This window comes from Halopseudomonas sp. MFKK-1 (genome assembly GCF_027474385.1).
Taxonomy (GTDB): domain Bacteria; phylum Pseudomonadota; class Gammaproteobacteria; order Pseudomonadales; family Pseudomonadaceae; genus Halopseudomonas; species Halopseudomonas aestusnigri.
This window is the reverse complement of sequence record NZ_CP114836.1, coordinates 2,399,408-2,425,152: the sequence shown is the minus strand read 5'-3', so window position 1 is coordinate 2,425,152 and position 25,745 is coordinate 2,399,408. Positions and strand designations below refer to the sequence as shown.

Here is a 25,745-nt window from a genome sequence, read left to right as displayed (position 1 = left end):
CCCCACCCGTTTCGAACAATGAGGATTGCCAATGAGCAAACCCGTCAAACGCGTACTGCTGACCAACGACGATGGCTGGCGCGGCCCGGGCCTGCAAGTGCTCGAAGAAATTGCCAACGAGATCGCCGAGGAAGTGTGGATCGTCTCGCCCGATCTGGACCAGAGCGGCGTGTCCATGTCTATCTCCGTCCACCACCCGCTGCGCGTTCACCAGTTTGAAGAACGCCGGTTCAGCGTCAGTGGCACTCCCAGCGACTGCGTCCTGCTCGGCGTTGCCGAACTGCTGCCGGTCAAACCCGATCTGGTGCTGTCCGGCGTCAACAACGGCGCCAACATCAGCGATTCGGTCGCCTACTCCGGCACTATCGGCGGCGCGCTGACCGGCACCCTGCTGGGCATTCCGTCCATTGCCCTCAGCCAGGCCTACATCCCCGGCAACGACGTATATTGGGAAACCTCCCGCCAGTACGGGGCCAACCTGGTGCGCCAACTGCTGGACGCCGGCTGGCCGGAAGACTGCGCCATGAACATCAACTTCCCGGCTCGCCCGCCGGAAGACGTCCGCGGTGTCGCCATCTGCCGCCCGCAACGCGGCAGCATCGGCGGCGTGAACATCGAACGCCGGGAAGACACCCGCGGCGTGCCCTACTACTGGCTCGGCTTCCAGCGCCAGACCGACCGCATCACCGGCCGTCAGACCGACGTCGGTGCCCTGCGCGACGGCCTGATCGCCCTGTCCCCGGTACGCTTTGAACGCGACATCGCCAGCAGCTGGCAAGTCGACACCAGCGACATGGCCGACCAGTTGGGTATCGATCAGAACGGCGCCAACAATACTGCGGCGGATGATCCGAGTATTAGTCATTAACGCAGCTACAAGCTACAAGCTACAACAGGGTGCGCTATGCGACAGGCCAGTCAATTGTTTTTACGGCCTTTAATACCCCTGCTGGACTTTGAGACAACCCGCGCAGATCAACACCGCGCCAGCTTTGCTTGCAGCTTGCCGCTTGTGGCTTGCCGCTTTCGCCCCAAAGGAGTTTGAAATGCAACGCTTCGAGAACAGAATCGCCCTGATCACCGGCGCCGGCAGCGGCATCGGCCGTGCCACCGCCAAACGTCTGGCTAGCGAAGGCGCGCGCCTGATGCTGGTGGACCGCAACGCCGAAGGTCTGGAGCAGACCATCAAGGAACTGCCAGCTGGCACCGAGGTACTGCAGCGCGCACTGGATGTCAGCGACGAAGCCGCCGTTGAGCAGTGCGTCGCCGACACCATCGCTCACTACGGCCGCCTGGACGTGCTGTGCAACAACGCCGGCATCGCCGGTGGTGACTACAGCATCGCCACCGATCAGAGCCTGGAAACCTGGCAGAAGATCATCAACGTCAACCTGTTCGGCGTCATGCTGTTCACCAAGTACGCCTCGCGTCAGATGCGCGAGCAGAACAGCGGCGCCATCGTCAACACCGCCTCGGTGGCAGGCATTCGCTCTGGTGCTGGTGGCAACGCCTACAGCGCGTCCAAGGCTGGCGTGATCAACTTCACCATGACCGCGGCCTGCGACCTCGGCCAGTTCAACATTCGCGTCAACGCCGTGTGCCCCGGCCTGATTGAAACCGGCATGACCGCACCGGTGTTCAAGTACGCCCGCGAAAACAACAAGGAAGAGAAGCTCGGCACCCGCTGCGAGCTGCGCCGCTATGGCCGACCGGAAGAGATCGCCGGCGCCATCGCCTTCCTCGCCAGCGACGACGCCAGCTTCGTTACCGGCCAGGCGCTGGCCGTCGACGGCGGCAACACCGCCTCGCTCAACCTGCCGGGCATGAAGTTCTGATGAACGCCGGGTGGTCGCGTTGGGTCGTCGGTGACCCAACGCTGGCCGAGCCGCTGCTGGAGGCACTGCGCGCCGAACTGGCGCCTGTGCCTGCCGGTGAAGCGGTACTGCAAAAGCTCGAATCAGGCGACCTGCACTGCCAACTGATTCTGTACTTCTCTCCCGGCCTGCAAACCATTGCACGTCGTCATGGCGCAGCCCCCTGCCCTCCCCCTGACTCGAACGGTCTGAGTCTTCTGCTTGGGGACGGCTCCCTGATTCAGTCTCAGGGTTGAGCAAACACCCGTTGCTCCCGCATCATGGCCGGACACCTTAACTACCGGTCTGCCCATGCCGTCTTACCCAGCCCTACCATTCAATCCGGACTGCCGCCATGCAAGGCCTGCTTGACCTCACCGCGCCCGCGTCAGCGGCAAAGCAGCAGATCGGCCCCGATGCCTGGCTGCTGAAAGGCTTTGCGCTGAATGACGCCGACGCCCTGCTGGCAGCCATTGAACAGATCGCCGCGCAGGCGCCCTTTCGCCACCAGGTCACCCCCGGCGGCTATCAGATGTCCGCCGCCATGAGCAGCTGCGGCGCCTATGGCTGGGTCACCGATCGCCACGGCTACCGCTACAGCCCGCAAGACCCGCAAACCAACCAGCCCTGGCCCGCCATGCCCGCGCTGTTCGCAGAACTGGCCGAGCGCGCCGCGCAAAACGCCGGCTTCGCCCACTTCGCCCCGGAAGCCTGCCTGATCAACCGCTATGAAACCGGCGCCCGCATGGGCCTACACCAGGACAAGGACGAACAGGACTTCACCGCCCCCATCGTCTCCGTCTCCCTCGGCGCCCCCATCACCTTCCTGTTCGGCGGCCCCAACCGCAGCGACCCGACCAGTCGCTGGCTGCTCGAGCACGGTGATGTGGTAGTCTGGGGTGGTGTCAGTCGACTGTACTTTCACGGCGTCGCACCGCTGGGCAAAAAGGCCAATCACCGCGCCACCGGCGCGGTGCGATATAACCTGACGTTCAGGAAGGTGCGCTGACAGACGGGCTGGGTGGTTCGTGTGTGCAGGTGCGGGCCTTTCCTGACATGCACTCAGGCACCCTCTGCACTGCCCCTATCCGCAGTGAAGTATCACTCGACCGGCCCCTCAGCGTCCCAGCCAAGCTCACCACGGGTAATGGACATCAGTTGCTCATGCAGGGTTTCGGTGGCGCTGGCGGGCAGGCGCACCTGCAGCCGCACGGCCTGGCCATGACTGACCTCGAGCAGCTCACCGCCCAGCTCGGCAATCAGGTTACGGGCGACGCCTTCGTGGGCGTAGGCCAGTTCGCAGGTCAGCGTCTGGCTGGGGATGTGTTCGATCTTCTCGGCTTGCAGCAGCGCCTGGGCAACCGCATCGGTGTAGGCGCGCACCAGCCCGCCGGCGCCAAGCTTTACGCCGCCGAAATAGCGCACGACCGTTGCCAGCACGCCGTCGAGCTGCTGATGGCGCAGTACGTCCAGCATGGGGCGCCCTGCTGTTCCCGACGGCTCGCCGTCGTCCACTGCTGCGCTATGACCGCCCGCCAGCAGTGCCCAGCACACATGCCCACAGCCGGGGTGTTCGGCGCGCAGGGCATCTACCCGCGCCTGCGCTGCAGCACGGTCGGCGATGGGCTCAACGCAGGCAAGGAAACGGCTTTTGCGGATTTCCAGCGAACTGGTGACGGGATGGGCAAGGCTGTACATCGCGCAAGGATACCTCGACACCAACAGAACAGTCAGCGCCCGCACTTCTGGCAGCCACAAAAAACCGGGCCAAGGCCCGGCTTTTCGTCACACCTGCGGGATCAGAAACAATCCAGCGGCATATCCAGCGTGGTGCGATCCGCGCTGCGCAGCACGTCTGCCAGTGCCATCGGCTTGGGCAGTTCGTAACGCAGGAAGTAATCGCAGGCGGTGAGCTTGCCCTGATAGAAGCTCGCCGGGCGCTCGCCGCCGTTCTGCAGGCCACGCAGGGCAGCCTGGGCCTGACGCAGCCAGAGCCAGCCAACGACCAGATGACCGAAGCACTCCATGTACAGGTAGGCGTTGGCGAGGGCGCGATCCGGGTCGCTCTTCTTCATCGCCTGCAGCGCATCGGTGATGCCTTCGACGGTGTTCAGCGCAGTGCTCAGCAGCTCGGCATTGGCTTTCAGCTCGGCGACGCTGGCGCACTCGCTCAGGGTGGCGCGGATGCGGGTCAGCAGGCTTTGGTAGAACCGGCCACCGGCCATGCTCACCTTGCGGCCCAGCAGATCCTGCCCCTGAATACCGTGGGTGCCTTCGTGGATCGGGTTCAGGCGGTTGTCGCGATAGAACTGCTCGACCGGGTATTCGCGGGTGTAGCCGTAGCCACCGTGCACCTGAATCGCCAGGCTGTTGGCTTCCAGACAGAACTGCGACGGCCAGGATTTGACGATCGGTGTGAGCAGGTCGAGCAAACCAGCGGCCTCTTCGCGCGCTGCGGCATCCGGTGCGTGCTTCTTCTCGTCAACCAGGGTCGAGGAGAACAGGCACAGCGACAGACCACCCTCAACGAAGGCTTTCTGCGCCAGCAGCAGACGACGAATGTCGGCGTGCTGCACCAGCGGGATCATTGGGGTTGCCGGATCACGCTCGGCCAGACCACGCCCCTGGGTACGCTCGCGGGCGTATTCCAGCGCGTGCAGGTAGCCGGTGTAGCCCAGCATGACCGAACCCAGACCTACGCCGATGCGGGCCTCGTTCATCATGTGGAACATGCCGGCCAGACCGTTGTGCGGCTCGCCGACCAGGTAGCCGACCGCCCCGCCCTTCTCACCGAAGTTGAGCATGGTGGAGGTGGTGCCGCGGTAACCCATCTTGTGGATCAGACCGGCCAGTTGAACGTCGTTGCGCTCGCCGAGGCTGCCGTCGTCGTTGACCAGGAACTTGGGCACGATAAACAGCGAGATGCCCTTGGCACCGGGCGGTGCGTCGGGCAGCTTGGCCAGCACCAGGTGCACGATGTTCTCGCTCAGCTCGTGGTCACCTGCGGAGATAAAGATCTTGTTGCCACTGATGCGGTAGGTGCCGTCGTCCTGCGGGATCGCGCGGGACTTGATGTCACCCAGCGAGGAGCCGGCGTGCGGCTCGGTCAGGCACATGGTGCCGAAGAAGCGGCCGGCCATCATCGGCTCGGCGTAACGCTGCTTCTGCTCGTCGGTGCCGTGGGCCATGATCAGGTTGCAAGCAGCGATGGTCAGACCGGCGTAGGCCTGGGTGCTGACGTTGGCGCCCTTGATCAGTCCGATACAGGTCTGGGCAACAGCCGCCGGCAGCTGCATGCCGCCACGCTCGTAATCCTGCGAGGCAGCCATCAGGCCGGTATCACGCAGCACGGCCAGCGCCTCGGAGACTTCCGGGCGAATCACAACCTTGCCATTCTCGAAGCGCGGCTCGTCTTCATCGCACAGGCGGTTGTGCGGTGCAAAGGTCTCGCTCGCGACCTTCAGCGCCAGCTCGATGGCGGCATCAAAGGTATCGCGGCTGTGGTCTTCGTAACGCGGGAATTGGGTAAAGCGCTCGATATCCAGCATTTCATAGAGCAGAAACGCCAGATCGTCGGTATTGATGATTTTCTGGGACACGGAAAATTCCTCTGGAATTTTTAGCTACAAGCGCCAAGCCTCAAGCGGCAAGCCAAGCCCGAAAAGCGAAACCCGAGCATGGCCCGGGTTTGCTTGCAGCTTACGGCTTGAAGCTTGCGGCTGGGATCAGACGATCTCGAACAGACCGGCTGCGCCCTGGCCACCGCCGATGCACATGGTGACAACCACGTACTTGACGCCGCGGCGCTTGCCTTCGATCAGCGCGTGGCCGGTCAGGCGGGAGCCGGTTACACCGTAGGGGTGGCCGATGGCGATGGAGCCACCGTTGACGTTCAGGTTCTCGGCCGGGATGCCCAGACGGTCACGGCAGTAGACAACCTGGGAAGCGAAGGCTTCGTTCAGTTCCCACAGACCGATATCGTCCATGGTCAGGCCATTGCGCTGCAGCAGGCGCGGGATGGCGAAGACCGGGCCGATGCCCATTTCGTCAGGCTCGCAACCGGCAACGGCGAAACCGCGGAAAATACCCATCGGCTCAACGTTCAGCTGTTCGGCAACCTTGCTGTTCATCACGGTGCAGACAGACGCGCCGTCAGACAGCTGGCTGGCGTTACCGGCGGTGATGAAGTTGCCCGGGCCACGGACCGGCTGCAGGGAGGACAGGCCTTCCAGAGTGGTGCTCGGACGGTTGCACTCGTCACGATCCAGAACCACTTCCTGGTCGGTGATTTCGCCGGTTTCCTTGTTCTGGACCTTCATGATGGCCTTGAACGGTACGATTTCGTCGGCGAACTTGCCGCTCTGCTGACCGGCAGCCACGCGCTGCTGGCTCAGCAGGGAGTACTCGTCCTGGGACTCGCGGCTGACGTTGTAGCGCTGGGCTACGATGTCGGCAGTCTCGATCATGGACAGGTACAGCTCGGGCTTGTTCTTCATGATCCACTCGTTGGTGCCGTGGAACATGTTGATCTTGTCGTTCTGGCACAGGCTGATGGACTCAACGCCACCGGCAACGATGGCCGGGATCTTTTCGCTGACAACACGCTGGGCAGCGATGGCGATGGACTGCAGGCCGGAGCTGCAGAAACGGTTCAGCGACATACCGGCAGTGGTAACCGGCAGACCGCCGCGGATGGCAGCCAGACGCGCCATGTTCTTGCCCTGGGCACCTTCGTGGAAGGTTGCGCCGAGGATCACGTCTTCAACCAGCGCCGGGTCGATACCTGCGCGCTTGACCGCTTCTTCAATGACGAAGCCGGCCATGTCAACACTGTGGGTGTTGTTCAGTGCGCCGCGATAGGATTTGCCCAGGCCGGTACGGGCCGTAGATACGATAACTGCGTCTGTCATGTTGTTGCTCCTGTTGAAATTCAAGTACATCAGCCTGCAGCCGGGGTTATCCCTCAGCCCGGCTGGCCCTGCTGTTCACCCCAGCGTGTCAGCGTGTCCCGTGCCTCCCGGTAGGGTTTGAGCCCCATGGCCAGAAGGATGATGGCGCCCACGGTAATCACGCTGGCAACGATGAATATGGAATAACGGATCGCCATGTCGTCCTGGAACACGTAGTCGGTGAACAGCGCGACGGCGGTCGGACCAATACCCAGACCGATCAGGGTAATGGTGAAAAGATAGATGGCCGAGGCCTGACCACGCATGGCGTTGGGCATGACCTCCTGAATCGCCGCCGGTGCGACACCAAACGGCATGGCGACCGTGAATACGTTAAAGAACATGATGGTCCACAGCAGCGGCATGTTGTCGACCAGATACACCACGTTGCACAGCAGGGTCAGGATAGCCGAGAGCAGACCAACCCGCATGTTGGCATCGCGACAGCCGCGGTGGGCAAGAAAGTCGGCGAGACGCCCGCCGAATACAATCCCCAGAGACCCGGCAACCATCACCAGCGAGCCGTAGTAGACACCGACTTCGCCCGGAGTCAGCCCGTGGTTGCGAATAAAGAAGGTCGGAATCCAGGCCGAGGCGCCGTAGGAAGCAAACGACAGACAGGCAAAACCGAAGTTATGGCACAGCACCGCCTTGCGAATACCCATCAGGTAACGGCCCACGTCCTTCAGCGGCACGGCGACGCCGGCACCAATACCCTTGCGGGACGGCTCCTTGATCGCCAGCAGCACCAGGCAGAACAGCAGGCCTGCGGCACCCAGCACCAGGAAAATCAGTTGCCAGGGGCGGACTTCACCCAGCAGCGGCAGCACCATCGGGCCTTGCGCGTTAGCCCACGTCACCACCAGGCCACCGAGCAAAAATGCAGCGCCAGCCCCAAGATAAATACCCATGGCATAGACACTGATGGCCGTTGCGCGACGATTGGCCGGGAAGCTGTCGGCGATCAGCGAATAGGCAGCTGGAGACAGCGCAGCTTCTCCTGCGCCCACGCCAATGCGACCAACGATGAAATGCCAGTACTGCTGCGCCAGACCGCAGAACGCGGTCATCAGACTCCACACGGCCACGCCCGCAGCGATCAGGCCGCGGCGGCTCTTGGAGTCGGCAATCCGCCCCAGCGGAATACCGGCTACAGTGTAGAAAACGGCAAATGACAGACCCATCAGCAGGCTCATTTCAGTATCGGAAATCTGCAGGTCCTGGCGAATAGGCCCAACCAGCAGGTTCAGAATCTGGCGATCTACAAAGGACAGAACATAGGCAACCAGCAAAATACTGACCGTCAGCCAGGCTCGTTTGGGCGACGGATAACTATTATTCTCGTCCACGCTATGCTCCATTTTTTGTAGTTGGAATTATCAGCAGGACGAGACTATCAGGTTCGCACAGCGAAAGTCGATTTCGAAATACAGCGATCAGCAACCTCAATGCGTGTCTATCACCGGAGGCTATGTATTGTTCAAACAGTTTCCGCAGCTCTCTGAAAAGGCCCTCGCACCATGAGCTCACCCCTAATCATGGTCGGTGCCGGCCATGCCCACCTGATCGCCCTGCGCGGCTGGATTGAACAGGGCTATCAGGTTCCGCCCGGCAGCACACTGATCTCGCCGGAACCCCATGCATGGTACTCCGGCATGATGCCCGGCATGCTGGCCGGCCGCTGGCAGCCAGAGCAATGCCGCATTGCACTGGCCCCGCTCTGTGACGCCACGGGTCTGACCCTGCACATCGGGCGGCTGGCACATCTTGACGCCGACAACCGGCTGCTGGAGCTGGACAGCGGGGAGCAATTGCGCAGCACCGTACTATCCATCAACAGCGGTGCAATGAATCCAGCGCCGCCCGACAATGACCAGAGCCTTGCCGTCATCGGCGCCAAACCCTTTGCCGATCTGTTCCGTTACTGGCAGACATGGCAGGCCGGCGAAAGCCCGGAGAAGCTGGTGATTCTGGGCGGCGGCGCAGCCGCGGTAGAGCTGGCTCTGGCGCTGCAAAAGGCTCTGCCCCGCAGTCAGCTGACGCTGCTGTGCGCATCCCGGCTGCTCGCCGGGCACCCAGCCGGAGCTGCGCGCACGACCCGATCCCTGTTTGCCCAGCGCGGTATCACGCTGCACGAGAATACTGCTGTCACGGCAATCGAGCGCGGCACCCTGAGATCGGCAGATGCCCCGCCGGTTGCCGCTGACGCGGTCATCCTGGCTACCGGTACCGCACCGGCTGCCTGGCAACCCCAAAGCGGGCTGGCGACCGACAAAGCCGGATTCACCAGCATCGATGCCACATTACAGAGCACCTCGCATCCGCAGATCTTTGCCAGCGGCGACTGTGCGGCGCTGGCCGGCTGCCCTCACTCCGGCGTTTACGCCGTACGCCAGGGGCCGATACTGGGCGCGAATCTGCGCGCCCAATTGCAGGGTGGCCCGCCACAGCTGCGCTTTGAGCCCCAGCCCAGAGCACTTGCCCTGCTGGCCACCGCAGACCGGCAGGCCCTGGCCTGTTATGGCCCCCTGGCGCTGCGCAGTCGCGCGGCGCTGTGGCTGAAGAACAGGCTCGACACCGACTTCATGCGCAGCCTGCAGCTTGACTGCCCCCCAGCCTGACGGCGGGCCAAGACCAAAGATCAATTGTCGGTACCCGAGACAAATGGCTAAATGAGGCTGAATCGACCATAACAAGAACAATACTGGGCATTGCGCCCCTGAATGGACCTCTGCTTATGCACACCGGATTTATCGGCAAAGCGATTCTCGCCCTGCTGCAACTGGGCACCCTTGGCTGGCTTTACTACAGCGCCGGCGTTGACGTGCTTGCGCCCGCGCTGATCCTCGCCGTGCTGCCCTGGATCGGGCTGCCCTGGTTTTATCCGCCCTCCGACCCGTCATCGGTGATCGAACCATCAGGCAGCACAACGGGCAGCGCCGATCTCAGCGCGCGCCTGTCCCGCGCTACCAGCCAAAACGCCATTGCCGCGGCCGAGGTCGCGCACTCGGTCGAGCAATTGCGCCAGCGCCAGCAGTCACAGCTGCTGGCGATTCGTCAGGTGACCGACAGCGCCCAGCAGATAGCCGCCGAGGTCGACGCTACCAGCCGTTATGCCGAACGCGCCGACGGCGCCGCCGAACAGGCGCGCAGCCGCAGTCAGCAGGGCCGAGACGCACTGGATCAGGCCACCCAGGTGATGCACCAGTTGGCCAGCCAGACTGACGCAGCCAACACGGTACTCAACGAACTCAATGCCCAGACCACCCGGATCGTACAGGTCACCGAGGTAATCGACTCCATTGCCAGCCAGACCAATCTGCTCGCTCTCAATGCCGCCATCGAAGCCGCCCGTGCAGGAGACATGGGCCGTGGTTTCGCCGTCGTCGCCGATGAAGTCAGGGCACTGGCCGCCCGCACCGCCTCCTCCACCTCTGAAGTCGCCGAGATCATTGAACGCATGCATCAGCAGAGTCAGCGGGTAAATGCCGACTTTGCCGCGCTGGTAGAGCAGGTCCAGGGCGGCGTCAGCCTGATTGAAAGTGCCGCCGGCCAGCTGGAAGAAATCAGCACCCAGGGTGACGAGGTTAAGGCCGTTACCGGGCAGATCGCCGACAGTAGCCTGACCAATCGTGACCAGCTGGCCAACCTGAGCAGCGCGCTGGAGCAGGTACGCAGCGATATCGAACAGAGTGATGAGCAAACCCGACGCCTCGGCGGCGAAGCGATCAACCTGGTGTCGCTGGCCGAGCAGGTCAGTGAGATGCTGGCTGATGTCGCCCTGGACGAATACCACCAACGCTTCTTCGATGCCGCACAGCAAACCGCCAGCGCCATTGCCGCGAGATTTGAGGCGGATCTGGCCAGCGGCAAGATCCAGCGCAGCGCGCTATTTGACCGTAACCTGAAACTCATCCCCGGCAGCAACCCGGCCCGCTACAGCAGCGCTTTCGACAGCTACACCGATCAGGTGCTGCCGGCCATTCAGGAGCCGCTCCTGCAACAGCACCCGGAACTGGTCTATGCCATCGCGGCCATTCCCTCGGGCTATGTGCCGACCCACAACCTGCGCTTCAGCAAGCAACCCACCGGCGACGTACAGCACGACACCCTGCACTGCCGCAGCAAGCGACTGTTTGATGATCCGACCGGCCGGCGTTGCGGCAGCCATGAGCAAGCCCTGCTGCTGCAGACCTACAAACGGGATACCGGCGAGGTGATGCACGATCTGTCAGTGCCTATCATGGTGAATGGTGAGCATTGGGGCGGGCTGCGGCTGGGGTACAAGCCGGAACAGTAACGACTGACCGGATGCTTTGTCGGGTAAAACACGGGGAAAAGGCTATGGCGCTGTTTCGTGCCTATCTATTGGCAATAACACTGGGGCTGGTGACATACACCATGCTGGTCGGAATGGAGCATGGCTGGAACCTGCTGCCGATTTTCTTTGGCAATATCGTCGAAATGAGCTGGCAAGGGCAGTTCAACCTCGACTTCATGTCATTCCTCAGTTTGTCTGCTATCTGGGTAGCCTGGCGCCACCAGTTCTCGGGCTCCGGCATTGTGCTGGGCATTCTGGCATTTTTTGGTGGAATGCTGTTTCTTGCCGCCTATTTGCTTTGGGCAAGTGGACAGGCCTCAGGTAACACCAAGGTTCTGCTGCTCGGCCGTGGGCGGGCAAAATCCGCCTAGCACCAATCGCAGCCTCTAGGCCGGCGCCGCCGTACCGGCGGTCGCTGACAGGGCGATGGTGGCGAGGCCTTCGGCGTTCACCACCCTACCCGGCTTCGCACCGGGCGGGATAGTGGCGAGACACCGGGTATGGTTAATCAGGCCGCCGATTGCAGCGGGCCTTCCAGCCGTCGGGTAACGGCATCAGCGCAGGTCTCGCGGCGCAGACTGTCAAACAACGCGCGCGCTTCAGGGTAATGCTGGCCGAGCATGGCCAACCATTGTTTCAGCCGGCCCGGCGCGTGACGATCTACTACCCGCAGCCGAGTCTGACGGAAGAAGTCACCGAGCCAGGGCCACAGCGACTCCCAGCCAAGCACGATCTCATCGGTATTCTGCGCGATGCGCAGCCCCAGATCCGGGCACCTAACTAATCCGCGTCCAATCATCACGGCGTTACAGCCACTGACTTCACGAATGCGGCGGTAGTCCTCGGTGCTCCACACCTCACCATTGGCGATCACCGGTACCTCAACCGCTTCGCGAATGCGCGCCAGCCACTCCCAATGCGCCGGCGGCTTGTAGCCTTCCACCTTAGTGCGCGCATGCACGGTGATCTCGCTGGCGCCGCCGTCAGCCAGCGCCTGCGCGCATTCCAGCGTCTGGCTGGTATCGGTCAGGCCCAAGCGCATCTTGGCGGTCACGGGAATATGCGCCGGTGTTGCCGCGCGCACGCTGGCAACAATCTCGCGCAGCAACTCGGGTTCGGTCAGCAGCGCGGCGCCGCCACGATGACGGTTGACCGTCTTGGCCGGGCAGCCGAAGTTGATGTCAATTGCCGGCGCATCCATCGACGCCAGCAGCGCCGCGTTCTCCCCCATCCAGCGCACATCCGAGCCGAGCAATTGCGGGCGCACCGGCACACCGGCGCGGGTGCACCAGCCGTGCTCGCTTTCCGGCACGCTGCGGCGAATGGTGGCGACGTTGAGCAGCCCTTCGGTCACGCGAATGAACTCGCTCACGCACCAGTCGATCCCGCCGATGCGGGTCAGCACATCGCGCATGGGTGCATCGGCCAGCCCCTCCATCGGGGCCAGCACGACCGGGCCGTTTATCCGCTCAAGGCTGTTCATGCGCTCGGGGCCGCTCATGCGCTGATGCCATGCTCGGCCAGCATGTCGAGCAGCTGCTGTTCGGTCCAGACGTTCACACCCAGCTGCTCGGCCTTGGCCAACTTGCTGCCGGCACCGGGCCCTGCGACAACGCAATGGGTCTTGGCCGACACGCTGCCGGCGACCTTGGCACCGAGGCTTTCCAGATGCCCTTTGGCAACATCGCGCGACATGGCTTCCAGCGTGCCGGTCAGCACCCAGGTCTGCCCCGCCAGCAACAACCCGCCGGAGGTCTCCGCGCGCGGGCTTTGCCAGTGCATGCCGAAGTCGCGCAGCTGCTGCTCGACAGCTTCCGCGCCGGCGCGCAGGGCCTGGTTCTGGAAATACTCGCGCAGCGCCTTGATTGCCTTGTCGTTCAGGCGCTCGACCTGTTTCAAGTCCAGCCAGTCAGCGTTAATGATCTTCTCCAGACTGCCGAACTGGCTCGCCAGCCGCTCGGCACCGGTGTTGGCGATGCCCGGGATATTCAGTCGCGCCAGAAAATCGGCCAGCGAGACGCAAGCAGCAAACTCGGCCGCCAGCTCGCCCGGCTCCTCAGGCGTGACACCGCGCTCAAGCAACTGGTCGATGACCTGGCGGTTATGGGCGTCGGCGAAGAAGGAGTGGATCTCGTGCGCCACTTCCAGCCCCACATCCGGCAGATAGACCAGCACCTCAGGCAGCGCACGCTCGATACGCTCCAGCTTGCCCAGCGCACGCGCCAGCAGTTTGGCGGTTTCTTCTCCCACATCGGGAATGCCAAGGGCATAGATGAAACGAGCCAGTGTCGGCTTCTTGCTGGCCTGAATAGCGGTCAGCAGATTCTTGGTCGACAGCTCGGCAAACCCCTCCAGTGCCAGCACCTGTTCAAAGGTCAGCCGGTAAAGGTCTGCCGGGGACGCCACCAGCCCGGTATCTACCAGTTGCTCGACGCTCTTCTCGCCCAGCCCGTCGATATCCATGGCGCGGCGTGAAACGAAGTGAATGATCGACTGCTTGAGCTGCGCCTGACAGGTCAGACGGCCAACACAGCGGTAGACCGAGCCTTCGCTGGTGGTCGAACCCGATTTGCCGCGCTTGACCAACTGGGTGCGCTCCACCGCAGAGCCACACACCGGGCACGCCGTTGGCACCTCGACCGGACGCGCATCGGCCGGGCGACGCTCGGCAACCACCTGCATCACCTGCGGGATCACGTCGCCGGCGCGGCGGATGATCACGGTGTCGCCGATCATCACACCCAGCCGTGCGACTTCATCCATGTTGTGCAGCGTCGCGTTGGACACGGTTACACCTGCTACCTGAACGGGCTTCAGCCGTGCCACCGGCGTCACCGCACCGGTGCGGCCAACCTGAAACTCGACATCCAGCAGCTCGGTCAGCTCTTCCATTGCCGGGAACTTGTGGGCAATCGCCCAGCGCGGCTCACGGGCGCGAAAACCCAGCTCGCGCTGATAACTCAGCTGATTGACCTTGAACACCACGCCGTCGATCTCGTATTCCAGCCCGGCGCGGCGCTCGCCGATATCGCGGTAGTAATCCAGGGTGCCGTCCACGCCCTTCACCAGCTTCAATTCACGGCTGATCGGAATCCCCCAGCCCTTGAACGCCTGCAAAATAGCGTACTGATTGTCGGGCAGCTCGCCGTCGACGCGGCCAAAACCATAGCAGCAAAACTCCAGCGGGCGGCTGGCGGTAATGGTCGGGTCAAGCTGGCGCAGGCTGCCGGCTGCAGCGTTACGCGGGTTGGCGAAGGTTTTGCTGCCCGCCTCGCGCGCACGCTCATTCAACGCCTCAAAGCCGGCCTTGCTCATGAACACTTCGCCGCGCACTTCCAGCACGGCAGGCCAGCCCTCGCCACGCAGCTTGAGCGGAATATTGCGAATGGTGCGTACGTTGGTGGAAATGTCTTCGCCAGTTGTGCCGTCGCCACGGGTAGCGCCGCGCACCAACAGCCCGTTCTCGTAAAGCAGACTGACCGCGAGGCCATCCAGTTTAGGCTCGCAGCAGTACTCGACCTCCGCCCCACCACCAAACAGGTCGCCAGCCGGCAGGTCCAGCCCTTCACGCACCCGGCGGTCAAAATCAAGCATGTCCTGCTCGGCAAAGGCGTTGCCCAGGCTGAGCATCGGCACTTCATGCCTGACCTCACCGAAGCCCGATGCAGGCGCACCACCCACCCGCTGGGTCGGCGAGTCGGGGGTGATCAGATCAGGGTGCTCCGCCTCGATGGCCTTGAGTTCGTTGAACAGCCGATCGTACTCGGCGTCCGGCACTGCAGGCTCGTCGAGGACGTAGTAGCGGTAATTGTGCTGCGCGATTTCCTCACGCAGGGCAAGGGCGCGTTCGGCGGGAGTGGCGTGCTGGGGCATGTGCGGTCGCTGGGCTGGGAGTTCGGTGGCTATTCTAACCGAACCAAAGCTTTAAGCCGCAAGCTGCAAGCGAAACCCAAAGCACTCCGAGCCCGAGCAGCGGAGCCGGGTTACTTGTAGCTTGAAGCTTGTAGCTTGCGGCTAGCCAGCGGCGCCTAGCGCCGTTGGCTGTAGTTGAGCCGCTCAAACTCGGCGATACGCTGCCGATAGTGCTCAATGGTCTGGGCGGTCAGTACGCTGCGTTGCTCGTCTTTCAGGTCACCGCCCAGTTCGTGGGCGAGCTTGCGGGCTGCGGCGATCATCAGATCCAGTGCCTGTTTGGGATGGCGCGGGCCGGGCAGGCCCATGAAGAAACTGACCGCGCGGACGTGGCTCTGGTCCAGCTCGTCCAGATCAAACACGCCCGGCTTGAGCGCGTTGGCCATGGAGAACAGCACATCACCATTGCCGCTCATGCTTTCATGACGATGGAAGATATTCATATCGCCGTAGCGCAGACCACTTTCGAGAATGCTCTGATGCAGCGCAGAACCGGGAAAGCCCTGCTCGTCACGAGCAACCACGTTGATTACCAGCACCAGCTCCACCGGCAGGCTTTGCTGCTCAGGGCGCGGAGCCGCTTCGCTGGCAGCAGGCTTTTCAGCGGCCGGACGGGCCTTGCTGCGCGGCTCGGCAACGATAGGGTCGACCAGCACCGGAGGCTCGTCCAGATCAAGACCAACCTGCTCTGGCTCATGCCACTTTTCATCGCCTGTGGGCGCAGCCGACGGGCCGCTGTCACCAAAGGACGGTTCGGCACGTTCCTGGCGATTGACAACGCGCGGCGGTCCGAGCAGCTCGTCGTTACCCTCCTCGGGGAGGTCAGCGAGGTTGCGTTCGAGCTTGAAGCGAATTTTTGATCGCCCACCCATGCGCCGCCAGCCATCAAACAGAATGCCGGCGATCACCAGCAGGCCAATGATGAAAAGCCACTCACGCAAACCGAAATCCATGAATACCCGTTCCTGTCGTCACTTTGCTGATCGGGCGGTTGACTGTCCGCCTCTCGTCTGGCCGGATGCTAGCACGGCCGCCATCAAAACTACACTGCCGCCAACGCAGCCGCCTCTTCCACATCCACTGTGACCAGCCTGGAGCAGCCGGGTTCATGCATGGTGACCCCCATCAACTGATCGGCCATTTCCATGGCGATCTTGTTGTGGGTGATGTAGATGAACTGCACCCGCGCCGACATCTCCTTCACCATACGCGCATAACGGCCGACGTTGGCGTCATCCAGCGGCGCATCCACCTCGTCGAGCATGCAGAACGGTGCCGGGTTGAGCTGGAAGATAGAGAACACCAGGGCAATCGCCGTCAGCGCCTTTTCCCCGCCGGACAGCAGGTGAATGGTGCTATTCTTCTTGCCCGGTGGACGCGCCATGATGGCGACGCCGGTATCGAGCAAGTCATCGCCAGTCAGCTCCAGATAGGCGTGACCGCCGCCAAACACCTTGGGAAACAGCGTCTGCAGCCCCTGATTGATCTTGTCGAAGGTCTCCTTGAAGCGTGCGCGGGTCTCCCGGTCGATCTTGCGAATAACCTGCTCAAGCGTACTGAGCGCTTCTTCCAGATCGGCATTTTGCGCATCCAGATAGCGTTTGCGCTCTGACTGCTGGTCGTATTCTTCGATGGCCGCCAGGTTGATCGCGCCCAGACGCTGGATACGCGCATCCAACTGCGCCAGTTGCTGCTCCCAATCGCCTTCGTTAGCGCCCTGCGGCAGTGTTGCCAGCACGCCGTGCAGATCGTAACCGGCCTCGGTCAACTGCTCCTGCAGGCCCTGACGGCGGGTTTGCAGGTCGCGGGCGTTGAGCCGCTGTTCATCCAGTTGGGTGCGCAGCACCTGCGCCTGTTGCTCAGCCTGCACGCGGCGGGTTTCCTGCGCGCGCATTTGCTGGTCGACCCCTTCCAGCGCCTGACGGGCCGCGCTGAGCTCCTGCTCGACCGCAATGCGCTGCTCCAGCAGGGTTTCCAGCTCGATGCGCTGGTCATCTTCCGGCGCCTGACTTTCTTCCAGCGTCATGCGCAGCTGCTCACGGCGCTCGGACAGCCGCTCAGCCTGCACCTGCTGCCGTTCCAGCCCCTGCCGCGTGCTTTTCAACTGCGCATTGAGTGACTGCGCGCGCAACGCCAGTTGATGGGCACGGTCTTTTTGCTGACGGGACTGCTGGCGGGCGAGGTCCAGGGTTTCACGCGCAAGATCACGCTGCTGCAGCAATTCTTCACGCCGGCCGGTGTCTTCGGCCATGCTGTCCAGCGCCGCCTGCAGAGTCAGCCGGGCTTCACCGATCTGCTCCAGTTCGTCGCTGCGCTGGCGTTTGAGTTCTTCCAGATCTTCGCTGATGCGCTGACGGCGGGCGTTGATCTGCTCGAGACGCACCTGACGCGCCGACCACTGCGCCTTGAGTTCGCCCTGCTGACGACCGGTGCCAGCCAGCGTCTGCTGCAACGCATCACGTTCAAGCTCCAGGCGACGCAGCGCTTCACGCAACTGATCGATCTTCTCCTGCCCCGACTCCAGCGCGGCCTGCTGCTCATCCAGGCTGGCCTGCAGCTGCTCCATCTCCTGCTGACGGGCCAACACGCCGGTTTCACTGGCCTCACCACGGCGGAACCGCAACCAGTTGGGACCCACCCAATGGCCTTCGCGGGTAATAAAGGATTCGTGCGCGGCCAGGATCGCGCGCGCGCTCAGCGCCTGCGCCAGACTCTCTGCCGGGCGAATGCTGGCCAGCCAGGGGCTCAAGTCCAGACCGCTGCTGACCTTGTCCAGCAGGCTGCCAGGTGCGCTGACCGGCTCGCCGCCGCGTTGCAGCAGACGCAAGCTGCCCTGTTCGAAACTGGCCAGCGCGGTATCCAGCTGATCAAGATCATCCAGCGCGATGGCCTGCAGATCATCCGCCAATACCGCCTCGACCGCACGCTCCCAGCCACTCTCGACCTGCAGCTGCTCGGCCAGCAGGCCATGGCCCTGTACGCCCTGGCCTGCCAACCAGTCACCGACGTCGCTGCCCTTGGCCAGGGCTGCCTGCTGCAACGCTTCAAGCGAAGCCAGACGGCCACTGCCACGCTGCAGTTCACCGCGGTGAATATCCTGTTCCTGCTGCAGGGCGTTCAGTGTCTCGCGATCCTGCTGCAGGCGTTCACTGACGTCGGAGAGCTTCATTTGATCCGTTTCGCTGCGCAGCTCCAGCTCGGCCAGCTGTTCGGCCAATTCGGCCAGTTCGTCATCCAGCGAGCCGGCGTTCAGCCCGCTGCGTTCGTCTTCCAGGCGCTGGATGCGCTCGCCGAGCCGCTCGACCGACTGCTCCATGTGGCGAATGCGCGACTGCTCCACCTCGGCCTGCTGACGCGGTTCAGCCGCGCGCTGGTTGAACTGGTCCCAAGCGCTCTGCCAGTTCTGCATGGCGTCTTCGGCGCTTTGCAGCGTGATGGCGATGTCTTCTTCGGCGGCGCCGGCCATCTCCAGCTCGGGTTCAATGCCATCGAGTTCCGCCTGCAGGTCTGCCAGCAGGGCTTCGTCCTGGGTCAGATGGCTCTGCGCTTCCTGCCAGGCCTGCTCGGTTTCTTCAATGTCGCTGTGCAGCTGACGCTGACGATCACGGTTGAACTGCAGAATCTGCTCGATGCGGCTGATATCGGCACCGACGCTGTAATACTGGGCCTGTACCCGGTTGAAGGTCTCGGTCAGGTCGCTGTGCTGATCACGTTGTTTTTCGATCTCACTGTCGGCGTTGCGCTGTTCGGCAATCAGCGCCTCCAGCGCCACCTCAAGGTCGCGTACCCGGTGCTCACGCTGGCCCACCTGCTCGTTCAGCGTCTGCCAGCGCAGCGCCTGCAGCTGTGCCTTGAGCTGCCGCTCTTCAGCCTTGTATTCCTTGTACTTCTCGGCCGCCTGCGCCTGCCGATGCAAATGCGCGAGCTGGCGTTCCAGCTCCTCGCGCAGATCGGTCAGGCGCGACAGGTTCTCGTGGGTGCGGCGAATGCGGTTTTCGGTCTCGCGGCGGCGATCCTTGTAGCGGGAGATACCGGCGGCTTCTTCGATAAACAGCCGCAGGTCTTCCGGTTTGGCTTCGATCAGGCGGGAAATCATGCCCTGCTCGATGATCGAGTAGCTGCGCGGCCCGAGGCCGGTGCCCATGAAGATATCGGTAATGTCGCGGCGGCGGCACTTGGTGCCGTTGAGGAAATACTGGTTCTGCGCTTCGCGGGTGACCTTGCGGCGAATGGATATCTCGTTGTAACCGGCGTATTCGCCCTGCAGAGTGCCGTCACTGTTGTCGAACACCAGCTCGATAGACGCCTGGCCGACCGGTTTGCGCGAGTTGGAACCGTTGAAGATGACGTCGGTCATCGACTCGCCACGCAGGTTCTTGGCCGAACTTTCGCCCATGACCCAGCGCACCGCGTCGATGATATTGGACTTGCCACAGCCGTTCGGCCCGACCACCGCGCCCATGTTGGTCGGGAAGTAGACCGTCGTTGGATCAACGAAGGATTTGAAGCCGGCCAGCTTGATGCACTTGAGTCGCATTGAGGGGCATATCCTTGCACTGCCGTGTCGCAGGTCGAACCGACCAGCAAACCCGCATTTTTACCCGGTCTGCGCGCCCATGAGAAGCCCCTTGGGGCAATTCGCTGGCCTGATGCAGCCGCTTGCGGCACACTTTCAGCGCCGCACCATACAGGGATACCGGAACGATCATGGCCGCAGAACCGCGACTCGACAGCCTCTACAGCAAGCTGATGAACGAAGAAGACGCCAGAGTCTGCAAGGACATCCCCGATTCGGCCTGTTCAGACGTGCCGCAGAACTTCTTCCTGCAGGTGCTGGCCAACACCCTGACCAGCCTGGGCGATACCCTGACCAACCCGAAAACCACCCTCGCCTGGCTGCTCGGCGTGGTCGGTGCGCCGGTTGCGCTGATCGCCTGGCTGGTACCGATTCGCGAGTCCGGCTCGATGCTGCCGCAACTGCTGATCGCCGCCTGGATTCGTCGCCTGCCCTATCGGCGCGGCGTCTGGGTATGCGGCAGCCTGCTGCAGGCAGCGGCGTTGCTGGCCATGGGCGCGGTGGCGTGGTTCTTTGAGGGGGCGCTGGCGGGCGGGCTGATCATTGCCTGCCTGATCGTCTTCAGTCTGGCCCGTGGGCTGTGCTCGGTGGCCAGCAAGGATGTGATCGGCAAGACCGTCCCCAAGACCCGCCGAGGCCGGCTTAACGGCCTGGCGACCAGCCTGTCCGGCTGGCTGGCTCTGGCCTTCGGGGTCTACTGCCTGATCTATCCGCCAAATGACGACGATATGCTGTTCTACGCCGCATTGCTGATTGGCGCGGCACTGCTATGGATGCTCGCAGCGCTGGTTTACCGGCGCATCGACGAGGCCCCCGGTGCGACCGAGGGCGGCGGCAACGCCTTCAGCCACGCGCTCGGCAACATCAGCCTGCTGCGCGACGACGCGCCCTTCCGGCGTTTTGTCGTCACCCGGGCGCTGCTGCTGTGTTCGGCGCTGTCGGCGCCCTACTACGTGGTACTTGCCCGAGACGTGGAGAGCGGCTTTGGCATGCTGGGAGCCTTTCTGGTTGCCAACGGCCTGGCCAGCAGCCTGAGCGCGGGCGTTTGGGGGCGGATGTCGGATGCGTCGAGTCGTCAGGTGCTGATTCGCGCCGCACTGCTGGCGAGCCTGCTGGGGCCGCTGGTGATTGCGGTTGATCGCTGGGCCAACCTGCCCGACGCGCTGCATGCCTGGCTGTTTCCGCTGGCGTTCTTCGTGCTCGGTATTGCCCATGCCGGCGTGCGGGTCGGCCGCAAGACCTATGTGCTGGACATGGCCGGCGGCAACAAACGTACGGACTATGTTTCGGTCGGCAACAGCGTCATTGGCCTGATCCTGCTCGCCACCGGGTTGTTCGGCCTGCTCAGCGGCCTGATCGGCGCGGCAGGCATGCTGTTGCTGCTCTCGGCCATCGGCCTGCTTGGGGCGCTGCTGGCAACCACGCTACCCGAAGTACAACAGGACTAACAGCACAGCAGGACTGAATCAGAGGGCCTGAATCCAGTCGCGGGCGGTAGCTGCCTCACTGGTCGGAAAGACCTTTACCTCAACGCCCGGAATCAGACGGTCAGCCAGACCAACCATCACTTCGAGCCAGCGCTGATCCGTTACAACAGCCTCGCGCTCGAAACGGTTCCAGTGGCTGATGCCGTATTTCAGATCCTTGTACAGGGCTTCAACCGACATACCCTCAAAGGCCGGCATTTCGACATAGATCCGCGCTCTGGGGTGTTCCTGCAGTTTGGCTTCAACTACCGCAAGCATCTGCTCCAGCATCTCGCCGGTGATCTTGCCTTCGATGCGAAAGCCCAGCACCTTGTCGTTGGCGAAGGGAATCAGGGTGAACATGGCGACCGCCTCCTGTATGAGCGGCCCGTGGCAGGGCCATGCCGAATTGGACAACAGGAAACGGGGCATGACTCCCGGCCGGACAGCCGGGAGCCCGGACAGAGTTACTCGACGGACTGATCAATGACCAGTTGATACACCTGCTCGGAGCCGGCGCGAACCTCGTCGACCCTGCCGATATGGGTACCGCTGCGCGCATCGCCATCCAGCGATACCCGCGCGACCAGCTCAAGTGGCTGCTCTGCGCTCAGCTTGACGCCGGGCAGCATGGCATCGGCTTCACTCAGGCTCAGCTCCAGAGGCAGCTCGGCCAAGGTCAGACGTTTGGCCGCCAGCGGCATCGGCGGGCCGTTCGGCTCGCGGATGAAGACAAATACACTGGCGCTATCCGGCAGGCTGGCGCGCAGCGCCGGGTCAATGCTGATCTGCGCCTTGACCGCCAGCAGCACCGGCGCTTCCGGCGGTGTCTGGCCGGCATCGATCATGCGCTGACGGGCACGGTCAATACCGCCCTGAATGGCCTGAGCGCCGGGACTGTTCTCTGCCATACCCTGCTGCAACTGCCGCCAGTAACGAATGGCACCGGCAAAGTCATCCGCCTCGAAGGCGGCGATACCGAGCAGGCCCAGCGCGGTAGGCTGCTGCGGGTCCAGCTCGATGGCCTTGTCCAGCGCCAGCGCAGACTCGGCATCGAGCTTGTTGCCGTTGGCGAAATAACGTGCCTGTGCCAGCTGGGCCAATACCTCGGGTTGCTCACCCAGACGCGCCAGCGCATTGCCAAAGGCATCGGCCGCCTTTTCCGGGTTCTGGGCACTGATATAGGCGCGCCCCAGCATGTACCAGGCCTCTCCGTTCTCGGGTTGCACCTGCACTACCCGCCGGGTGCGGTCGATCAGCGCTTCTAGCGAATCCACCTGAGGGGTAGCCTGCATTTCGCGGTACAGCGCCAGGCCATCGGCCGCGCCCCACTGACGATAAAGCCCCAGCACGGCGAGCGGCAGTACCAGAACGGCGATAATCAGCAGCCAGGTGAACTGACGGGTCAGCGGCGCCTGCCGCGCGTCGGCAGCGGCGGTGTCTTCAAGCAGCAGCCGACTGGCCTCGCCCTTGGCGGCAGCAAGCTGCGACTCACTCAGATCCCCCGCCCGCGCCTGCGCTTCCAGCTCGGCGACGCGCTCCTCGTAAAGGGCCACGTTCAGGGCGGTACGATCCACCCGATCCATCCGCTGGCGCCGGCGCAGCGGCCACAGCATCATCACGGCCGCGACCAGCAACAGGGCGGCGGCTCCCAACCACAAATCAGTCATCTTGGCTCTTCTTGTTGAGCAGTTCGTCCAGCCGCTTTTGCTCCTGCGGCGACAGACCGGCATCAGAGGATTCATTCACCGCCCGCTGCCGGCGGCGAACCAGTAAGACCAACGCCAGCACGCCAACCAGCAGGAACGCCAGCGGTCCGAACCAGAGCACCGCAGTATCGCGGTTCAGAGCCGGCTTGTAGCGAACGAACTCGCCATAGCGGGCGACCATGTAGTCGACGATCTCGTCGTCACTGCGCCCGTCCTCCAGCAGTCGAAACACCTCCTGACGCAGGTCAGCCGCAATCGGCGCATCGGAGTCGGCAATGTTCTGGTTCTGACATTTCGGGCAGCGCAGTTCGGAACCGATGGCGTAGAAGCGATCACGCTCCTGCTCCGAGCTGAACTCGAAGGTATCCACCGCCGCCCCGACGCCGCCAGCCATCAGCAGCAGCCCGAGGGCAAGCCAGTGCAGTCGTCGGCTCATTTGGCCTCCTCCACCAGCGCCTGATAACGCGCGCCCAGGTCGGTGTCCCAAACCCGGTCGTCAATCACGCCGATAAACTTGTGACGGATCACGCCGTTGGCATCGATCAGATAGGTTTCCGGTGCGCCGTAAACGCCCAGATCAAGCCCGAGTCGGCCATCAGCATCGCTGATGTTCAACTGATAGGGGTTATGAAAGTCCTTCAGCCACTTGATCGCGTCTGCATTGGTGTCCTTGTAGTTGACCCCGTAGATCACCACGCCTTCGGCAGCGAGACGGTTCAGCACCGGATGCTCGACGCGGCAGGCAACACACCAGGTCGCCCAGATATTGACCAGCGCCGGGCCCTTGAGATCAGCCTGGGTAATGCGCGGCTCGCCATCGATCACCGATGGCAGATCAAACGTCGGGAACGGCTTGTTCAACAGCGGTGACGGCAGCTCCAGCTCGGTCACGCCTTCTTCCTTGGTCATCAGGCTCTGCAGGAAGAAGCCGGCCAGCACCAGAAACAGCAGCAGCGGCACAATCAGCAATAGACGACGCATCAGGCAGGCTCCCCGGCAACGCGACTGGCCGGCTGGTCGGCGCGCTGGCGCGCCTTGAGACGGTAGCGCTTGTCACTGGCAGCCAGAAGGCCACCAGCCATCATCATCAGGCCGCCCAGCCAGATCCAGCGCACAAAGGGCTTGATATGAACCCGCATCGCCCAGGCATCACCCTCAAGCGGCTCGCCCATGGCAACGAACAGGTCGCGGGTAAAACCGGCGTCAATGCCCGCCTCGGTCATTACCTGATTCTTCACCCGGTACAGGCGCTTCTCCGGGTGCAGCGTGGTCAGCAGGCGGTCGCCGGAATAGACACTGACTGTGCCCTGATCTGACACCCAGTTCGGGCCCTCACGGTGGCGCACGCCATCAAATACGAAGGTGTAGCCGCCCAGATCCAGAGCGTCACCCGGCGCCATGCGCAGGTCGCGCTGATTGTCGAACAGACTGGCACCGACCACGCCAACGGCACAGACCGCGATACCCACATGCGCCAGGGTCATGCCCCAGTAGCTGCGCGGCAACGCACGAACACCGGCGACCAGCCCCTTGTTGCGACTCTTGTGCAGGATGTCCCGCACACTGGCGCCACACACCCAGAAGACCAGCAGCAGCAGACTGCCGACCGCCAACTGGTGGGCACCGATCCACAGGGCGATAGCGACTGCAGCCACGGCGGCCAGCACCAGCACCCACTTGAGCTGGCCAACCAGCCAGTCCATCGGGGTCTGCTTCCAGCGGCTGAGGATGCCGACACCGAGGGCAGCCATCAGAATCGCCATCAACGGCAGGAACATGCCGTTGAAGTACGGCGGGCCAACCGACACCAGGGTGTCGAACGCCGACATGATCAGCGGGTACAGGGTGCCGAGCAGGACCATCAGCGCCGATACCACCAGCACCACGTTGTTGACCAGCAGCAGCGCTTCACGCGAGTTCCAGGCAAAGCCGATCTGGCTCTTCACTACCGGCGCACGCAGGGCATACAGCAGCAGCGAACCACCAACCACGACCAGCAGGAAGCCCAGCACGAACACGCCGCGCTCCGGATCGGTTGCAAACGCATGCACCGAGGTCAGCACGCCGGAGCGTACCAGGAAGGTACCCAGCAGACTCAGCGAGAAGGCCGCGATGGCGAGCAGCACGGTCCAGCTCTTGAACACGCCGCGCTTTTCGGTCACCGCCAGCGAGTGGATCAGTGCAGTACCCACCAGCCAGGGCATGAATGACGCGTTTTCTACCGGGTCCCAGAACCACCACCCCCCCCAGCCGAGCTCGTAATAGGCCCACCAGGAGCCAAGCACGATACCGATGGTCAGAAATGCCCAGGCGACGATGGTCCAGGGCCGCGACCAGCGGGCCCAGGCGGCGTCAAGACGACCGCCCAGCAGCGCCGCGATAGCAAAGGCAAAGGCCACCGAGAAGCCGACATAACCCATATAGAGCATCGGCGGGTGGACGATCAGGCCGAAGTCCTGCAGCAGCGGGTTGAGGTCGTTGCCGTCGACCGGATGGAACGGCAGCTGACGATCAAACGGGTTGGATGTGATCAGCATAAAGCACAGGAAGCCGACGCTGATCATGCCCATCACTGCCAACACACGGGCCAGCATCTCCTCCGGCAGATCGCGCGAGAAGATCGCCACGGCAAAGGTCCATCCCGCCAGAATCAGCGCCCACAGCAGCAGAGAACCCTCGTGCCCCCCCCAAACCGCACTGACCTTGTAATACCAGGGCAGTGCCGAGTTGGAGTTGAGCGCAACATAGGTCACGCTGAAGTCGTCAACCACAAAGGCGTGGACCAGACAGCCAAAGGCAAAGGCCACGAACAGGCACTGCGCCGCGGCCGCCGGTTGACCGAGCCCCATGGCCATGCCGTCACCGCGCCAGGCACCATACAGCGGCACTGTTGCCTGCAGAACCGACAGGCACAGCGCTATGATCAGGGCGATCTGCCCAAGTTCAGGAATCATGCTGC

At 63.1% G+C, this 25,745-nt stretch carries 21 protein-coding genes; 8 read left to right on the top strand and 13 right to left on the bottom strand.

Going from position 1 to position 25,745, the window contains the following annotated elements; all coding sequences use genetic code 11:
• Positions 1 to 31: 31 nt before the first annotated feature.
• From surE to alkB, 4 genes are all read left to right on the top strand, one after another.
• A complete protein-coding gene (surE, locus tag O5O48_RS11375; RefSeq protein ID WP_233048213.1) occupies positions 32 to 868 on the top strand; it encodes a 5'/3'-nucleotidase SurE in 837 nt (278 codons plus the stop codon).
• Positions 869 to 1,046: 178 nt separating this feature from the next.
• Positions 1,047 to 1,835, top strand: coding sequence for an SDR family NAD(P)-dependent oxidoreductase (locus tag O5O48_RS11370; protein WP_228246137.1), 789 nt, complete (start codon positions 1,047 to 1,049; stop codon positions 1,833 to 1,835).
• Positions 1,835 to 2,110, top strand: coding sequence for a hypothetical protein (locus tag O5O48_RS11365; protein WP_269687049.1), 276 nt, complete (start codon positions 1,835 to 1,837; stop codon positions 2,108 to 2,110). The genes O5O48_RS11370 and O5O48_RS11365 overlap by 1 nt, the downstream gene beginning before the upstream one ends.
• A 98-nt stretch (positions 2,111 to 2,208) precedes the next feature.
• A complete protein-coding gene (gene alkB, locus O5O48_RS11360; RefSeq protein ID WP_269687048.1) occupies positions 2,209 to 2,862 on the top strand; it encodes a DNA oxidative demethylase AlkB in 654 nt (217 codons plus the stop codon).
• A gap of 92 nt (positions 2,863 to 2,954) precedes the next feature.
• On the opposite strand, the gene O5O48_RS11355 is transcribed toward alkB, so the two are convergent.
• The 4 genes from O5O48_RS11355 to O5O48_RS11340 form a co-directional block, all read right to left on the bottom strand.
• Complete coding sequence (locus tag O5O48_RS11355; protein ID WP_269687047.1) at positions 2,955 to 3,551, bottom strand: IMPACT family protein; 597 nt, start codon at positions 3,549 to 3,551, stop codon at positions 2,955 to 2,957.
• Between the two features lie 101 nt (positions 3,552 to 3,652).
• Positions 3,653 to 5,452, bottom strand: coding sequence for an acyl-CoA dehydrogenase (locus O5O48_RS11350; RefSeq protein WP_269687046.1), 1,800 nt, complete (start codon positions 5,450 to 5,452; stop codon positions 3,653 to 3,655).
• Positions 5,453 to 5,578: 126 nt separating this feature from the next.
• Positions 5,579 to 6,763: an acetyl-CoA C-acyltransferase gene (locus O5O48_RS11345; protein ID WP_088273690.1), complete on the bottom strand. Its 1,185-nt coding sequence runs from the start codon at positions 6,761 to 6,763 to the stop codon at positions 5,579 to 5,581.
• Positions 6,764 to 6,816: 53 nt separating this feature from the next.
• Positions 6,817 to 8,151, bottom strand: a complete 1,335-nt coding sequence (locus O5O48_RS11340) for a spinster family MFS transporter (RefSeq protein WP_233048218.1) — start codon at positions 8,149 to 8,151, stop codon at positions 6,817 to 6,819.
• Positions 8,152 to 8,322: 171 nt separating this feature from the next.
• On the opposite strand from O5O48_RS11340, the gene O5O48_RS11335 reads away from it, so the two are divergent.
• The 3 genes from O5O48_RS11335 (at position 8,323) to O5O48_RS11325 (ending at position 11,494) form a co-directional block, all read left to right on the top strand.
• Positions 8,323 to 9,423: an FAD-dependent oxidoreductase gene (locus O5O48_RS11335; protein ID WP_269687045.1), complete on the top strand. Its 1,101-nt coding sequence runs from the start codon at positions 8,323 to 8,325 to the stop codon at positions 9,421 to 9,423.
• A gap of 116 nt (positions 9,424 to 9,539) precedes the next feature.
• Entirely contained in the window at positions 9,540 to 11,102 is a 1,563-nt protein-coding gene (locus tag O5O48_RS11330; RefSeq protein WP_269687044.1) for a methyl-accepting chemotaxis protein, read from the top strand.
• Between the two features lie 44 nt (positions 11,103 to 11,146).
• Positions 11,147 to 11,494 carry a hypothetical protein gene (locus O5O48_RS11325; protein ID WP_228246147.1) on the top strand — a complete coding sequence of 116 codons (348 nt, stop codon included), beginning with the start codon at positions 11,147 to 11,149 and terminating at the stop codon, positions 11,492 to 11,494.
• 137 nt (positions 11,495 to 11,631) lie between these two features.
• On the opposite strand, the gene O5O48_RS11320 is transcribed toward O5O48_RS11325, so the two are convergent.
• From O5O48_RS11320 to smc, 4 genes are all read right to left on the bottom strand, one after another.
• Positions 11,632 to 12,624, bottom strand: a complete 993-nt coding sequence (locus O5O48_RS11320; protein ID WP_269687043.1) for a tRNA dihydrouridine synthase — start codon at positions 12,622 to 12,624, stop codon at positions 11,632 to 11,634.
• Positions 12,621 to 14,996 carry an NAD-dependent DNA ligase LigA gene (gene ligA / locus O5O48_RS11315; protein ID WP_269687042.1) on the bottom strand — a complete coding sequence of 792 codons (2,376 nt, stop codon included), beginning with the start codon at positions 14,994 to 14,996 and terminating at the stop codon, positions 12,621 to 12,623. Before ligA ends, O5O48_RS11320 begins: the two co-directional genes overlap by 4 nt.
• A gap of 155 nt (positions 14,997 to 15,151) precedes the next feature.
• Entirely contained in the window at positions 15,152 to 15,988 is an 837-nt protein-coding gene (gene zipA / locus O5O48_RS11310) for a cell division protein ZipA (RefSeq protein ID WP_228246150.1), read from the bottom strand.
• Positions 15,989 to 16,077: 89 nt separating this feature from the next.
• Entirely contained in the window at positions 16,078 to 19,572 is a 3,495-nt protein-coding gene (gene smc, locus O5O48_RS11305; protein WP_269687041.1) for a chromosome segregation protein SMC, read from the bottom strand.
• A 170-nt stretch (positions 19,573 to 19,742) separates the two neighbouring features.
• Here smc and O5O48_RS11300 point away from each other — a divergent pair, with 170 nt between their 5' ends.
• Positions 19,743 to 21,059 (top strand): MFS transporter, encoded by a 1,317-nt coding sequence (locus O5O48_RS11300; protein ID WP_233048225.1) that lies wholly within the window; start codon positions 19,743 to 19,745, stop codon positions 21,057 to 21,059.
• An 18-nt stretch (positions 21,060 to 21,077) separates the two neighbouring features.
• Here O5O48_RS11300 and O5O48_RS11295 read toward each other — a convergent pair whose 3' ends face one another.
• The 5 genes from O5O48_RS11295 to O5O48_RS11275 form a co-directional block, all read right to left on the bottom strand.
• Entirely contained in the window at positions 21,078 to 21,440 is a 363-nt protein-coding gene (locus O5O48_RS11295; protein WP_233048226.1) for an STAS/SEC14 domain-containing protein, read from the bottom strand.
• Between the two features lie 104 nt (positions 21,441 to 21,544).
• Positions 21,545 to 22,747, bottom strand: a complete 1,203-nt coding sequence (gene ccmI, locus O5O48_RS11290; RefSeq protein ID WP_269687040.1) for a c-type cytochrome biogenesis protein CcmI — start codon at positions 22,745 to 22,747, stop codon at positions 21,545 to 21,547.
• Positions 22,740 to 23,222: a cytochrome c-type biogenesis protein gene (locus O5O48_RS11285; RefSeq protein ID WP_269687039.1), complete on the bottom strand. Its 483-nt coding sequence runs from the start codon at positions 23,220 to 23,222 to the stop codon at positions 22,740 to 22,742. The genes ccmI and O5O48_RS11285 overlap by 8 nt, the downstream gene beginning before the upstream one ends.
• Entirely contained in the window at positions 23,219 to 23,767 is a 549-nt protein-coding gene (locus O5O48_RS11280) for a DsbE family thiol:disulfide interchange protein (protein WP_228246156.1), read from the bottom strand. Before O5O48_RS11280 ends, O5O48_RS11285 begins: the two co-directional genes overlap by 4 nt.
• Positions 23,767 to 25,740, bottom strand: a complete 1,974-nt coding sequence (locus tag O5O48_RS11275; RefSeq protein ID WP_228246157.1) for a heme lyase CcmF/NrfE family subunit — start codon at positions 25,738 to 25,740, stop codon at positions 23,767 to 23,769. Before O5O48_RS11275 ends, O5O48_RS11280 begins: the two co-directional genes overlap by 1 nt.
• Between the last annotated feature and the right edge of the window lie 5 nt (positions 25,741 to 25,745).

Coding starts and splice junctions, on each gene's coding strand:
- surE (WP_233048213.1), top strand. CDS start 32: ATGAGCAAACCCGTCAAACGCGTACTGCTGACCAACGACGATGGCTGG.
- O5O48_RS11370 (WP_228246137.1), top strand. CDS start 1,047: ATGCAACGCTTCGAGAACAGAATCGCCCTGATCACCGGCGCCGGCAGC.
- O5O48_RS11365 (WP_269687049.1), top strand. CDS start 1,835: ATGAACGCCGGGTGGTCGCGTTGGGTCGTCGGTGACCCAACGCTGGCC.
- alkB (WP_269687048.1), top strand. CDS start 2,209: ATGCAAGGCCTGCTTGACCTCACCGCGCCCGCGTCAGCGGCAAAGCAG.
- O5O48_RS11355 (WP_269687047.1), bottom strand. CDS start 3,551: ATGTACAGCCTTGCCCATCCCGTCACCAGTTCGCTGGAAATCCGCAAA.
- O5O48_RS11345 (WP_088273690.1), bottom strand. CDS start 6,763: ATGACAGACGCAGTTATCGTATCTACGGCCCGTACCGGCCTGGGCAAA.
- O5O48_RS11335 (WP_269687045.1), top strand. CDS start 8,323: ATGAGCTCACCCCTAATCATGGTCGGTGCCGGCCATGCCCACCTGATC.
- O5O48_RS11330 (WP_269687044.1), top strand. CDS start 9,540: ATGCACACCGGATTTATCGGCAAAGCGATTCTCGCCCTGCTGCAACTG.
- O5O48_RS11325 (WP_228246147.1), top strand. CDS start 11,147: ATGGCGCTGTTTCGTGCCTATCTATTGGCAATAACACTGGGGCTGGTG.
- O5O48_RS11320 (WP_269687043.1), bottom strand. CDS start 12,624: ATGAGCGGCCCCGAGCGCATGAACAGCCTTGAGCGGATAAACGGCCCG.
- ligA (WP_269687042.1), bottom strand. CDS start 14,996: ATGCCCCAGCACGCCACTCCCGCCGAACGCGCCCTTGCCCTGCGTGAG.
- zipA (WP_228246150.1), bottom strand. CDS start 15,988: ATGGATTTCGGTTTGCGTGAGTGGCTTTTCATCATTGGCCTGCTGGTG.
- smc (WP_269687041.1), bottom strand. CDS start 19,572: ATGCGACTCAAGTGCATCAAGCTGGCCGGCTTCAAATCCTTCGTTGAT.
- O5O48_RS11300 (WP_233048225.1), top strand. CDS start 19,743: ATGGCCGCAGAACCGCGACTCGACAGCCTCTACAGCAAGCTGATGAAC.
- O5O48_RS11295 (WP_233048226.1), bottom strand. CDS start 21,440: ATGTTCACCCTGATTCCCTTCGCCAACGACAAGGTGCTGGGCTTTCGC.
- ccmI (WP_269687040.1), bottom strand. CDS start 22,747: ATGACTGATTTGTGGTTGGGAGCCGCCGCCCTGTTGCTGGTCGCGGCC.
- O5O48_RS11285 (WP_269687039.1), bottom strand. CDS start 23,222: ATGAGCCGACGACTGCACTGGCTTGCCCTCGGGCTGCTGCTGATGGCT.
- O5O48_RS11280 (WP_228246156.1), bottom strand. CDS start 23,767: ATGCGTCGTCTATTGCTGATTGTGCCGCTGCTGCTGTTTCTGGTGCTG.
- O5O48_RS11275 (WP_228246157.1), bottom strand. CDS start 25,740: ATGATTCCTGAACTTGGGCAGATCGCCCTGATCATAGCGCTGTGCCTG.